This is a genomic window from Dongshaea marina (assembly GCF_003072645.1).
GTDB classification, from domain to species: Bacteria; Pseudomonadota; Gammaproteobacteria; order Enterobacterales; family Aeromonadaceae; genus Dongshaea; species Dongshaea marina.
In genome coordinates this window covers 3100547-3113626 of record NZ_CP028897.1, presented here as the reverse complement: position 1 = coordinate 3113626, position 13080 = coordinate 3100547, and the positions used below count along the sequence as shown (strand labels likewise).

The following is a 13080-nucleotide window of genomic DNA, read 5'->3' as shown; positions in this document are numbered from 1 at the left end:
GGCTATTTAAAAAAATAATTGGAATCATCTCCAAGGCTTATGCATAATAAAGTCGGCAGCATAAAGAATGCTATCCATTAAAATAAAATAAGGAAATATGAATGGCTGATTTCATTAAGACGTTATTAAATATTCGCAGTCTTCGCGCTAACTGCAGAGATTTGACTCTGGAGCAGTTGGAGGAGGGATTAGCTAAATTACAGGAGGTGGTTGAGCAACGCAGGGAATCTGAGGAATCGGTTCGTGCAGAAGAGGAAGCTCGCCAGCAAAAAATCCAGGAGTACCTGGATAAGATGGCTGCTGATGGTATCGATCTTGGCGATCTGGCTCCACAGAAAGCGACTAAGTCCACCTCTAAGCGTGCTCCACGTCCGGCCAAATATAAGTATCATGATGAGAATGGCCAGGAGAAGACCTGGACGGGTCAGGGACGCAAGCCTGCTCCGATCCAACGTGCTTTGGACGAAGGACGCTCTCTGGATGAGTTCTTGATCTAAGCTGTTTGTTATTCAGATTTAGCCTTGTGAGTTCATGAGATTCACAAGGCTTTTTTTTGGCTTGCGCCTATAAAGAGTCTCGCTAATTTTATCATGAGCCTGAGTCCGGGGCTTGAGTGGACTGGGCAATGAAACATTAATAGCCATACTTGGGTAAAACGAGCAGCGCGGAACTTCCTATGGCTGAATGTGAGCGAGTGGGCTGGCAACAATGGCGATGGTTAGGCCTGTTATTATTTTTGTTTGTCTCTGGCTGTAGCAAACCTGTCCTCACCGAGTTACAGCCTGCAGACAAGATACTGGCTTTTGGAGATAGTCTGACTCGCGGAGTGGGTGTCCCGGCTGAACAGAGCTATCCCGCCGTACTTCAGCAGCTCTCAGGGATCCGAGTGATCAACGCGGGGGTTCCGGGAGAGTTGAGTTCTGAAGGCCTCAAGCGTTTGCCTGGGGTGCTGGATGAGATCCAACCAAACCTCATCATTCTCTGTCATGGCGGGAATGATATCTTGCGTAAGCGATCCATGGTTGAGCTTAAGAGTAACCTGCAACAGATGATCGAGTTGGCACAGCAGCGTGGGATTGAGGTGATCCTGATTTCGGTACCTAAACCGGGCTTATGGGTGGATCCACCGGAGCTCTATCGGGAGCTTGCGGACAACAACCGGCTGCCTATCGATGAAACGATTCTCGGGGAGCTTGAGAGCGACCGCAAGATGAAATCAGATATGGTGCACCTGAATCAACAGGGCTACCGCCTCTTCGCCCAGGCGATCTATCAGTTAATGGTTCAAAGAGGGGCTCTGTCAGGGTGACTCTTAACCAGTCCCCTAACAACCGCGAGGGGGCCCCTTGATTCGTGGCAATCCTGAAAATTACTTATTCCTTGAAGCTCAGCATAGACACGCCGCATACCATCCATGATATGCCTCCCCAGTTCGATATCCCTATCTCTCGCTCTGTCTCTCCGGGAGAGACTCCACCCCTGGCGTGGCTATGCTCTCATGGCGTCCAGCCATTCGGATTCACTCGCATTATGATTTTCAGGCACGAATCAAAGGGGAAGTAACCCCCATGAGCGAGCACCGAGGCTAGTTATATTTGTGCTTTTTTGTTTTCGAGGCAGGATGCCGAGCACCGTAGCTCTGCGGAGGGACTCGCAGCGCGAAGGGAGCTTTTGATTACTTTTGGCGGTACAAAAGTAATGTGCTGCCGGCACTCCGGCAATCATGCTGCGCAGCTGCAAAAAGGCTATCCGCAGGATATATAAAAAGTTCGCCATTGATACAAAGCGAACCTTCATCATTTGACCTGCGGTCAGCTTTTTGTGCCTGTGGCACAATTGTCCGGCCGCGGACTGCGGGTCAGGGGGACTGCTCACCCAGTCCCCCTAACAACCCCGAGGGTGCCCCTCGATTCGCGTTGATCCTCAGAGCCACTGGTTTATGAGATACGCAGAAACGAGCCATCCATGGCTCGACCCTGCTTTCAGGATATCCATATCCTTTAATCTCAAACACCAACGTGACCCTTCGGTGCGAATCAAAGGGGAAGTAACCCCCAGTGAGCGAGCGCCGAGGCGAACTATAAACCCACAATTTTTTTTCGAGACAGGATGTCGAGCACCGCAGCTCTGCGGAGGGGCGAAGTTGCTCCCAGAGCAACGTAACGCGAGATAGGATATCGAGCTGGGGAGATTTATCAGGGATGATAAATTCGCAGCGCGAAGGGAGGTTTTGCTGACTTTTGCCGATACAAAAGTCAGGCGCTGTCGGCGCCCCGACATATCTGTGGCGAAGCCACAATATTAGCTGCATGCAATGCTATCAAGTTCGCTTTTGGTACAAAGCGAATTTCGATGATCTGACCTACAGTTAGCCATTGTGTGCCTGCGGCACAATAGTTCTGTCACCAGTGCGTTCCGTTCTTGGTCTCCAGCCTGGTTTATCTCCACCAAGTACCGGCGGTAGGCTCTGCCAAATCGCGGGGGTTTTGGACATCATGATGACAGGGCCGATCATCCGAAGGTCCCCATAAGGCGTACCATGCACTTCACGCTTCCAAATTTTACTCTCTTGCTCCGTCAAGCGTCCGCGGACGCCTTTATACCCCTCTACCTCGCCCATCCGCAGCAGCCACATTGCTACCTGACACAATGACGAGGTTACTCGATAGCTGCCGCCGTCGCGAGCCCGACGAGCCAGGGCAATCATAGTCCCATAAGCAGCCAGATAACCTGCCAGGAAATCGCAAACAAATACCGGGGTCAACAAGGGCCCATCTGCATCGACCCCTCTTCCATGAACATCGCACATCCCGGTTACGGCCTGAGCCACCTGATCCCAGCCGGCACGCTCGTACCATGGGCCACCCGATCCAAAGCAGTTCACGGAAGTATGAATGATACCCGGGCGCATTTTAGTCAGACTCTCGGTGGAGAACCCCTTACGGGCCAGTGCTCCGGGACGGTAGCCATCCAGAAAGACGTCACATTCTTTTACCAGGGAGCGCAATTGCTCTGCATCCGTCTGATGGTTTAAATCGAGAAAACAGCTTCGCTTTCCATGACTGGTATCACGCAGGAAGGCGGGCACTTGAGGCAAATGCTCGGCAGTGACCATGAGAACATCAGCGCCATGTTCAGCTAAAGAAAACCCGGCCATCGGGCCAGCAATAATCCGAGTGGAATCAATGACTCTAACCCCCTCCAAGGGAGTCTTGCATTCCGGTAGCGGCTCAGGGTCGCTGTCGGCAATCTTTTCGATCTCCACGACAGGCCGTTTGGCCAGGTATGCCCCTTGTGGATGGGCAAGCCACTCTTCGGGAGTTCTCACCATTCCACCACAGGCTTGTACCCGTGCGATCGCGTCTTCGGCGCCCTTGGCTGTCCAGTTCATGAGCGCGGCTTTGATAGCATCTATGGAGTTGTCACACTTCAACACCCCCAGAACTTTTTCACGCAAATGGTCCAGATTTGTGTGCGGCAAGAAGTGTTTACCGTCTTTAGTAGGCCAGCATTGAGTTGTTGCAATCATATCGGCAACGGCAGGGCTAAGTTCAAAATGCTCGTATTCGCCTTTTTCATTAAGGCGCTCGGTTTCGCGGCTGCCCAGAAGCGCGGTTGCAGCGGCTGCGTGAGTGTCGATTTCAATTTTCTGACGATCCCCCATGCGAAGCTCCCACAGGTCGTTTGCAGCAAGTGCCCGTGCGGCCAGTGCGCTGGCTAAGGCTTCACCCATTTTAAGTGGTGAAGCGAAAAAAGGGCCTTCGCGGGTAAAGGTAATTTCTTTTTCAGCTGGACTCCCCTGCCCACGAATTTCTAGCAGCTCATCCATAGAGTGGGGAAGATTGTTATTTTTTTTCGTCATGATGCTTTTACCATTTTCAATCAGGCCAAAATTTGAATGGAAACTTGCTATCACCTGTCACGGCTGTAAGTCACAACACTCCTCAGTGCCGAGGCTGTTAGACTCAAGCCGAACCTGGGAGTTTTGCAGATGGTGTCGAACTCAAATTCTGTGCGACTTAAAACCTATTCATCACCAACTTCAGCTGCTTTATTAAGCTTCCTACAGTTCAAACATTGACACAGCTAACCCATTAGCTAAATTGAATTATTTTGAATAAGATTCTTAAAATGAGAAGAATGGATCTAAATTCGCTTGATGTTTTTTGCGCTGTAGTGAATGAAGGTGGCATTGTTCGTGCCGCAGAGAAATTAAATCGGGTGCAAAGCAACGTCACGACACGGATTAAACAGTTGGAGCAAAGGCTTGGTGTTTCATTATTCAGAAGGCGCGGTCGCTCCCTTGAGCTTACGCCACAAGGAGCAGATCTCTTGGTTCATGCTGAGCGATTGCTTCGTTTGGCGGATGAAGCAGAATTATCTGTGCGGGGTTCAAATTCTCTAAGACCACTGCGGCTGGGTTCTATGGAAAGTACCGCCGCTAGCCGCTTACCAAAGATACTTGCCGCGCTTCATCGATCTAAGCCCAGCCTTAAAGTGGAGCTGCAAACCGGGACAACGGCGCAATTGATACAAAGGGTGCAAGATTATCGTCTGGATGCAGCGTTTGTTGGTGAGCCTTTTGAGCGCAATGGTCTCAACGTCCGATCGGTATTTCGTGAAGAACTGATCTTGGTCACCAGCGCCGACCATCCGCCTGTGACTCAGAGCTCTGATCTCCATGGCCAAACACTGATCACCTTTGGAAAAGGTTGCTCGTATCGCACCATCATCGAAAATTGGATTTCAGAAGCGGTTGTAAAACCTTCACGAATTTCTGAGTTCAGCAGTTACCATGCTATTGCTGCGTGTGTCGCTGCAAATGGCGGCTATGGCATTATTCCGGCCTCGGTTCTGGAAACATTGAGCCTTAATAGTGCTATAAGAAAACACAAACTACCTGACGGGATAACAATGAACCGTACCTATCTTGTTTGGAATGATGAATATTTGCCTTCAATTTCAGCATTGCTCGATCAATTACCTCTTTTCGAGGCAGGGATGCCAAGCACCGGAGCTTGATGGAGGGGTGAAGTGACTCTCAGAGTCACGTAACGCGAGATAGGATATCGAGCTGGAGAGATTCATCAGGGATGATAAATACATCACGCGAAGGGAGCTTTTGATTACTTTTGGCGGTACAAAAGTAATGTGCTGCCGGCACCCCGGCACTTATGCAGCGAAGCCGCAGATCAGCCGTGCGCAGCACTAGGAAAAGTCAGCTATTGGTACAAAGCGAACTTAGCTCTTAGTCCTTCGGACTGAGTATTTGTGCCTTCGGCACATTTGCCGCTGCCGAGCAGCGACGGGTTAGGGGAACTGCTCACCCAGTCCCCCTAACAACCCCGAGGGTGCCCCTCGATTCGCGTTGATCCTCAGAGCCACTGGTTTTATGAGATACGCAGAAACGAGCCATCCATGGCTCGACCCTGCTTTCAGGATATCCATATCCTTCAATCTCAAACACCAACGTGGCCTTTCGGTGCGAATCAAAGGGGAAGTAACCCCCGTGAGCGAGTGCCGAGGCAAACTATAAAACCACTATTTTTTGTTTTCGAGACAGGGTGGAATTGCTCCCGGAGCAATGAAACGCGAGGTAGGGATACCGAGCTGGTAGGATTATCAAGGATGATAATCGCCGAGCACCGCAGCTCTGCGGAGGGACTCGCAGCGCGAAGGGAGGTTTTGCTGACTTTTGCCGATACAAAAGTCAGGCGCTGTCGGCGCCCCGGCATATCTGTGGCGAAGCCACAATATTAGCTGCATGCAATGCTATCAAGCTCGCTATTGGTACAAAGCGAACTTCAGTGATTTGACCTGAGGTCAGCCATGTTGTGCCCTTGGCATATTGCCGTGGTCGAGTGATAACAGCCACGAATCACAACCAAAGGCTCAGATCGAACATTGGCTCTTTATTGAAGATTGTGTCAATTTTAGGGGTGGGATATGGTACTAAAGAGACAAGCGATTTGAGGTTTTCATGAAAGAAGCCGCTCATGGGCACTTTATCATCCACCGCTACCCGAAGCTGCTCCTGCTTAAGCCATTAGGACACTTTAACCGCAGTGGCATCCGTCATCTTGCAACAAGAATGTTTGAAGCTCTGGATCATGGCATAGAGCAGCCCTGGGCTTATCTGGAGCACCTGCAGAATCAACCCAGTATTACAGCCGATGGATTGGATGAGTTGAGTGTTATGTATCAGGGGCTTGAGCAGCGGGGCTGTTCAAGGTTTGTGAGTGTCTCAGATTCCAGGCTATCGAGTATGATTTCCCAAAAGTGTGCCAGGCAAGCCGGGATCAAGCTCTGCTGTTATTCCTGCCTTGAAGAGGCTTATGAGGCCCTGGCAGAGGATCCAGGGATCAGGGCCCAGTGGAGTGATATGGAGCCCGTCGAATATTCCGGCTAATTTATGCAATAGAATAAGGAGATCAAAATGCATAAAATCCCCATCATTGAGACAGAGCGCCTGATTCTGCGCTCTTTTCACAATAGCGATCTGCAGCGTTATGCCCAGATCTGTGCCAAGCCCGAGTTCATGCGATTCATGGGAGAGGGGGAACCCCTGACCCGGGAGCAGGCCTGGCATAATATCGCCTACACTCTGGGCCACTGGGAGTTACGTGATCATGGCGTTTGGGCTCTGGAGGAAAAAGAGAGTCATCAGTTAATTGGCCGGGTTGGGATCATCAATCCCGAGGGGTGGCCCGGACCTGAGGTCTGCTGGGCGCTCGACCCCGATTATTGGGGAAAGGGCTATGCGACCGAGGCGGCGCGGGAGGTCATCCACTGGGGATTTTGCCACCTCTCTCTGCCGAGGATCATCAGTGTGATTGCCCCCAATAACATCCGCTCGGCGAAGGTGGCCGAGCGGCTCGGTGAGGAATTTAGTCATCAGCAGAGAATCAATGACAAGATCGTTGATATCTATGCGATTGAGCGGCCTCAGCAGTTATAGATTTGCTGCGGGCACCTGGTTGAAATAGCGATTCAGTTGCTGCAGGTTCTGCTCATCGATCTCATCAAAGTTCGCCAGCAGATCCGAGTCGATATCCAGCACCGCCAGTAATTGCTGCTGTTGATTGATGATAGGCAGAACCAATTCAGAGCGCGTGCTGGTTGAGCAGGCAATATGACAGCTTTGGGTCAGCACGTCCGGGATATTCAGCAAGCTCCGCTCGCGGGCACATTGGCCACAGATCCCACGGGAGAAGGGGATGGTCAGACAACCATGCCCCCCCTGGTAGGGGCCGATTTTCAGGGTGTCATTGCCGATATTTCTATAGAAACCCACCCAGTGAAAGAGTTCGAAACGTTGGAAAAGCTCGCAGCTAATGGTTGCCATCAGGGCGATGGGATCACGCTCTCCTTCACACAAGGCGTCCAGGGCTTGAAATAACTCCCGATAGGTCTGTTGCTTTTGTTGTTTGGTCATTGTTGCTCCAGGGTTATGACAGGGGTTATCTGTTATAGCACATCCTGGAGCAAGATCCTCTCAATCACCAAAGCTGTCGCAGGGGCGGTGCGTTCCCTTGGTTACCGGATATCGTAAGGGTTGGCGCGCAGGGCATTTTCGATGCCGCGCTGAGCATCATGCAGCCAATGCTCTATCTCTGTGGGGCTGAGATGATACTTCTCACTGGCATCCGTGATGCTGGTGTGCTCTTTGAGGATCTCCAGCACCAATGCCGTTTTACGCTCAGCACTCCAGGCTTTATCCACTGTTTGCTGGGTCATGGTCACCTCCTTGTGTATGGCCTCACTGTCAGTATAGGTCTCAATTGAGGTTTGTGGTGACTGGGTTAACCGATCTTTTCCCTCCCGTGGGGGGAGTCCAGATCCAGCTCGGGGCCTGCCGGTACCACCCGGGTTGGATTGATCTGCTGGTGGCTGTAATAATAGTGCTGCTTGATATGGTTGAAGTTGACGGTTTCACGGATCCCCGGGTACTGATAGAGCTCTTTTAGCCAGCCCTGCAGATGCGGATAATCTGCAATCCGTTTCAGGTTGGTTTTAAAGTGCCCGACATAGACGGCATCAAAACGGATCAGGGTGGTGAAGAGCCGCCAATCTGCCTCCGTGAGTACCTCCCCAAGCAGGTAGCGTTGTATTGAGAGTTTCTGCTCCAACACATCCAGAGCCTCAAACAGGGGATGAACCGCTTCCTGATAGGCCTGCTGACTGGTGGCAAACCCGGCTCGATACACCCCATTATTCACTCGCTCATAGATCCAGGCATTAAGCTCATCAATTTGCGCTTGAAGTTCGTTTGGATAGAAATCGAGGCGATTTCCTGTCAGCCCATCAAAGGCCTGGTTGAACATTCGGATGATCTCTGAGGACTCATTACTGACGATGGTCTGATTCTGTTTATCCCACAGCACAGGAACCGTGACTCTCCCCGAATAGTCGGGTCTCGCTCTGAGGTAGATCTGATAGAGAAACTCGCTCTGGTAGAGGGGATCCGCAGTGGCTCCCTGCTGATGCAGTCCGGAAAATCCATGCTCCCGACAAAACTCCCAGCCATTTTCCAGCATGTGTGGCTCGACGATACTGTAGCTGATGAGCTCCTCCAGCCCCTTGAGCTTAAGAAAAATAAGGGTGCGGTGTGCCCAGGGACAAGCGAGCGACAGATACAGGTGATAGCGTCCGCCCTCAGCCCTGAACCCCAACTCCCTTTCCGGGACAGGCTTGCCATCAGAAGTGATCCAGTCACGAAACCGCGACTCATCACGGACAAATCGCCCGCCACTTGACCGGGTGTCGTACCAGTGATCCTGCCATTGACCCTTAACTAATAGACCCATGGTTAGCTCCTTAATGCCTGGTTGGGAGATCAAATAAGAGGGCGTCCAGAGTTTCAACGACCTGTAGCCGGGGCCGGGTATCCTGGATGATAAGTGCATCTCCGGTCTCGAGTGTTTCTTGCTCAAGTTTGAGGCTGCCGCCGATGAGGTGCAGATAGCCAAGGCCCTCTTTGAGCTCAGGCAGTTGCAAAGTTCCCCCGGGGTGTACCATCCGGTACAACTGAAGATTCTGGAATACTTTCAGGCTGTCACCAGCGCCCTCAGGAGAGACCAGCAGCTGATTTCCTTGCTCCATCCCAAGCCTTTGTTGCTGATGGCGCGGGGGCAGTCCGAGTTGGTTGGGCTTAATCCAGATCTGCAGCAGATGCAGCGGCTCTTCCATAGAGGCATTATATTCACTGTGACGGATCCCTGTACCGGCACTCATGATCTGGATCTCCCCGGCCCGCAGGCGAGAGATGTTCCCCAGGCTATCTTTATGCTCCAGCTCTCCTGCAAGCATCACTGTGATGATCTCCATGTCCCGATGGGAGTGCATCGCAAAGCCACCGCCGGGAGCCAGAACATCTTCATTGAGAACTCGCAAAACCGAGATTCCCATCTTTTGTGGATCATAGAAATCTGCGAAGGAGAAACTATGGTAGCTATTTAACCAACTCAGCTGGCTATGGCCACGCTCGTTAGATCTTAAGATCTGCAACATGCTGCCTCCCGAACCCCAATGTTCAAATTAACTGTTGCTATGTGAACATTATTGACCCTGGAGTTTTGCTTTAAAAACGAAGAATTACGATGGGTGACATCATAAAATTTGAACATAAGGGTAGCAAAGGTCAGCCGGTTTCGAGTTGTGCATTCAGCCAAAGCACGCAGCGCACCATCAGGGGGAGTAGCAGAGTCCACCAAAGAGCGAGCAGAAGCAGGGTTTGCCAGGTTCCCTGGGGAAAATACAGGGTGTCCAGAGACAGGGCCAGAGCATAGAACAGCAATCCGGCAATGAAACCGCATAGCATCTGGTGTAACACCCGCACCCTGGCCAGGTAGCTCCGCCATTGCCACAGGTACCAGCTCAGGGCTAGCCACAACATCAGTAACCACAGTGGGAAGCCGCCGGGCTCAAAAACAACAAAGTGGGTTTTGCTTAGTAACCAGTCGATACAGATCCCGGTTAAGGGAAGAGAAAAGATGATCTTAAGCGCAGCGCGATCCCATGCGAAGGTCATGATGAGCGCCAGGGCGAGCCAAAGCTGATATTGCTGCTGTCCGTAAAGCGCCAGCAGTACCAGCATAATAAACCAGACTGAGCTTATCCCAAGGTGCATACTTACTCCTCTTAGCGGGAAGCATGGACAATGACAGTGCTTCACCCTTTGGATTAAGTCTGAGAGCTGGCGCATGGGTTAGTCAAGCAAGAGGTGATGGTCACCCCGGGGAGCCCTGTATGATCTGCATATTTGCCGACTAGCTCCCTGCAGCACAGTCCAGGATTGATTATCATCGGATGAATGTATCAATGAATGGAGAGTTTGATGAAAGCCATCGATATTACCCACTTTGGTGGGCCCGAGGTCCTGGAGTTAACTGAACAAGCCAAACCTGAGCCTGCCGCGGGGGAGGTCCTGATCCGGGTCTGTGCTGCCGGAGTGAATCGCCCGGATATCGTCCAGCGCAAAGGTTACTACCCACCGCCAGCCGGTGCCTCGTTAATTCCGGGGCTTGAGGTCGCCGGTGAGATAGTTGCCAGCAATGGGGATATGGGCGATTTCCAAATCGGGGACCGGGTCTGTGCGTTAGTCACCGGAGGAGGTTACTCAGAATATGTAGCAGCGCCAGCCTGCGTGTGTCTGCCCATTCCTCAAGGACTCTCCATGGTCGAGGCTGCGGCTCTTCCTGAAACCTTCTTTACGGTCTGGAGCAATCTTTTTGAGCGTGGAGGCCTTAAATCCGGGCAATCCGTCCTTATCCATGGTGGAGCCAGTGGGATCGGTACAACCGCGATTCAGCTGGCTAAGCGGGTGGGAGCCAGGGTTTTTGTGACGGCAGGCAGCGAGCAAAAATGTCGTTTCTGTGAAGAGCTCGGCGCCGATGTAGTCCTGAATTATAAAGAACAGGACTTTGTTGAAGAGGTCCTGAAGTTGACCGAAGGAGATGGGGTCGATTTGATTTTAGACATGGTGGGGGGAGATTACCTGGATAAAAACCTAACCGCGATCGCCCAGGAGGGCACCCTGGTCTGTATTGCGTTTCAGCGTGGCCAGAAAGCGCAGCTGGACCTGAAGCGGCTGATGCAAAAAAGGGTGCATATCACAGGATCGACCCTGAGAGCCCGGGAGATCACTTTTAAGCAGGGGATTGCAGATGCGCTCCGCAAACATGTCTATCCCTGGATAGCTGCGGGTGAGGTCAAGCCGGTGATCGACCGGGTATTTGACCTTGCGGATGCGGATAAGGCCCATGCCTATCTGGAATCAGGAGAGCATCTTGGCAAGGTCGTTCTTCAGGTCGCTGGTGAATAGAGGCTATGGGGTGTAATAAAAAGTGGCGGTAATGATACCGCCATTGTCAATTCAGCACACAAAGACTCTTGTGTCTGGTGTGCAACCACTTAGCTCCGGGTAGCATGCTTGCCAGCAACCTCCGGACACTAAGCCAGTATCTCTACCCCACAATGAAAAAATCTGAAATTACCGATGCTTAGTTGTCCAGGCAGGAAGGATCAAACCGCTAATCGGATTCCCATCTTTATCAAACAGTCCCATCATCTGTTGCCCTGCGGCTTTCTTACTTTGATTGGCGGCTTCTTCCATAATCGTCGGGACCGTCTTGCCATTATTACTTTTATACTGACTATCAAGCTCCTGAAGCAATGCATTATTGATCAAAGTCGAACCATCCTGTGTCAGACTGCCCTCTGCGCCCGTTTCAGCAATAAACACCTGTAAGGTTTTGCCACTATGATTAAAGCGACTTGCATAATTATTTACAATATCGGAATACCAATCATTAAATACCTCATGGGCTTTTCCGGCAATTAACTTCGGGTCATGGGTGCCCTGAGGGGTCGTAATCGCATCGGGATACGGATCATACATGACAAACGGATAGCCACCATTCCAGGAATTATCCCAATTATTGACGATGACATTCACCAGTGGGTCAAAAATACTATTCGGGCTGTTATCGCGAGGTAATAAATTAAAAGAAACACTAATTGGTATATTGCCTAACCCAGCGTTGGCCATAGACTGCTTCATATTTTTCATACAGGACTCAAGCTTGGTGGCATCAATACCACCCTGGGCATTAACCTCATTGCCCAGAAGCACGGCTTTAATCCTGCTCGTGTTCGAGCCAAAGGTCTGAACCAATTTACTCACCCAGGTGTCAGAAAGATCTGAGCTGGTGCAAAATTTGTCAAAACTATTCTGGGTACCAATAATCGCTTCTACATCACTATTGCCCCCCGTGTTCATGACATTGGCAAGCGCCTGAGTTGCAGGATCGACATCATTATTCCACCCCGGCACAAACATGGAGTACACACGGATCAATTTAAAATGCTTCACAATCCCTTCCAGCATATTTTGCGAATCATTAATTTGCGCCTGCCGATCCCCGGCCGGGTACCAGTTGGTCATATTGGTGGCAAAATCGATACCGACATTATGAGTGAATGGTGTGTGGATACTCGCAGGTGTTACCGGCGCTGCCTGTACCGCAGCGGTAGATAAGCATAAAGTAGCAACGAGACTTGATAGACGTATACGTTTCATTGGGTTGTTAACTCCATTTAAGTTTCAGTTGTTGAGTTTTTTACCAATCGATTATGTATCGGACGACTCAGAACAAGGGTTCTCAAGGGTCGATTTTGCTACTAAACATCCAGCGCACAAAATGCTGGTATTAACTCTCTGATAAAAATCTATGCCAGAGAGATCCTCAAAGCCCACATTAATTTTTCTTCAGCCAGGCTGATAAATCACCGCTGACCTGAAATACCCTATTCAAAATTTTGCGAAAGAGCTTTTATGTTAAATGTGACTGGCTTTGTCTGAATTATAGGATGACGAGTGAGTTCTGTATGAATCTTTAAAGACGGATAACCCAAGGTTTACCAAGCGAGCGACGATCAATGTTTGCCGAAATCTCACAAGCGCAAAGGTAGCAAGGGTAGTTCCAAGGCCCGTTTGCTTATTGCCAAGTACAGCGACGGGAAAACTCGGTTTCGGGCATCTGGTGGCGCTCTGGTCTGGCTACCCAGCAGGAGCAGCAG

General features: G+C 50.9%; 13 protein-coding genes. 6 read left to right on the top strand and 7 right to left on the bottom strand.

Going from position 1 to position 13080, the window contains the following annotated elements; translation table 11 throughout:
• The first annotated feature begins 101 nt into the window (after positions 1–101).
• Together DB847_RS14685 and DB847_RS14680 are read left to right on the top strand one after the other, a co-directional pair.
• Positions 102–497 carry an H-NS family histone-like protein gene (locus DB847_RS14685; protein ID WP_108651373.1) on the top strand — a complete coding sequence of 132 codons (396 nt, stop codon included), beginning with the start codon at positions 102–104 and terminating at the stop codon, positions 495–497.
• Positions 498–676: 179 nt separating this feature from the next.
• A complete protein-coding gene (locus DB847_RS14680; RefSeq protein WP_108651372.1) occupies positions 677–1309 on the top strand; it encodes an arylesterase in 633 nt (210 codons plus the stop codon).
• Between the two features lie 1059 nt (positions 1310–2368).
• Here DB847_RS14680 and DB847_RS14675 read toward each other — a convergent pair.
• The gene (locus tag DB847_RS14675; protein ID WP_199911580.1) at positions 2369–3916 is read right to left on the bottom strand and encodes a CoA transferase; all 1548 of its coding nucleotides are present in this window, start codon (positions 3914–3916) and stop codon (positions 2369–2371) included.
• 197 nt (positions 3917–4113) lie between these two features.
• On the opposite strand from DB847_RS14675, the gene DB847_RS14670 reads away from it, so the two are divergent.
• The 3 genes from DB847_RS14670 (at position 4114) to DB847_RS14660 (ending at position 6958) form a co-directional block, all read left to right on the top strand.
• Positions 4114–5022, top strand: a complete 909-nt coding sequence (locus tag DB847_RS14670; protein ID WP_199911579.1) for a LysR family transcriptional regulator — start codon at positions 4114–4116, stop codon at positions 5020–5022.
• Positions 5023–5980: 958 nt separating this feature from the next.
• Positions 5981–6409 (top strand): hypothetical protein, encoded by a 429-nt coding sequence (locus DB847_RS14665; RefSeq protein ID WP_108651370.1) that lies wholly within the window; start codon positions 5981–5983, stop codon positions 6407–6409.
• Between the two features lie 27 nt (positions 6410–6436).
• Positions 6437–6958 carry a GNAT family N-acetyltransferase gene (locus DB847_RS14660; RefSeq protein WP_108651369.1) on the top strand — a complete coding sequence of 174 codons (522 nt, stop codon included), beginning with the start codon at positions 6437–6439 and terminating at the stop codon, positions 6956–6958.
• Here DB847_RS14660 and DB847_RS14655 read toward each other — a convergent pair.
• The 5 genes from DB847_RS14655 to DB847_RS14635 form a co-directional block, all read right to left on the bottom strand.
• Positions 6953–7435, bottom strand: a complete 483-nt coding sequence (locus DB847_RS14655; RefSeq protein ID WP_108651368.1) for a GAF domain-containing protein — start codon at positions 7433–7435, stop codon at positions 6953–6955. The two genes, DB847_RS14660 and DB847_RS14655, sit on opposite strands and share 6 nt — an antisense overlap.
• Before the next feature lie 101 nt (positions 7436–7536).
• Entirely contained in the window at positions 7537–7737 is a 201-nt protein-coding gene (locus DB847_RS14650) for a DUF1153 domain-containing protein (RefSeq protein ID WP_108651367.1), read from the bottom strand.
• 65 nt (positions 7738–7802) lie between these two features.
• Positions 7803–8807: a glutathione S-transferase family protein gene (locus DB847_RS14645; RefSeq protein ID WP_108651366.1), complete on the bottom strand. Its 1005-nt coding sequence runs from the start codon at positions 8805–8807 to the stop codon at positions 7803–7805.
• Positions 8808–8817: 10 nt separating this feature from the next.
• Entirely contained in the window at positions 8818–9510 is a 693-nt protein-coding gene (locus tag DB847_RS14640; protein ID WP_108651365.1) for a pirin family protein, read from the bottom strand.
• A gap of 130 nt (positions 9511–9640) precedes the next feature.
• Positions 9641–10129: a DUF2878 family protein gene (locus DB847_RS14635; RefSeq protein ID WP_159084643.1), complete on the bottom strand. Its 489-nt coding sequence runs from the start codon at positions 10127–10129 to the stop codon at positions 9641–9643.
• A 207-nt stretch (positions 10130–10336) separates the two neighbouring features.
• On the opposite strand from DB847_RS14635, the gene DB847_RS14630 reads away from it, so the two are divergent.
• A complete protein-coding gene (locus tag DB847_RS14630; protein WP_108651363.1) occupies positions 10337–11323 on the top strand; it encodes an NAD(P)H-quinone oxidoreductase in 987 nt (328 codons plus the stop codon).
• A gap of 168 nt (positions 11324–11491) precedes the next feature.
• Here the strand turns inward: DB847_RS14630 and DB847_RS14625 are convergent, their stop codons facing one another.
• Entirely contained in the window at positions 11492–12580 is a 1089-nt protein-coding gene (locus DB847_RS14625) for a hypothetical protein (protein ID WP_159084642.1), read from the bottom strand.
• Positions 12581–13080: the final 500 nt, after the last annotated feature.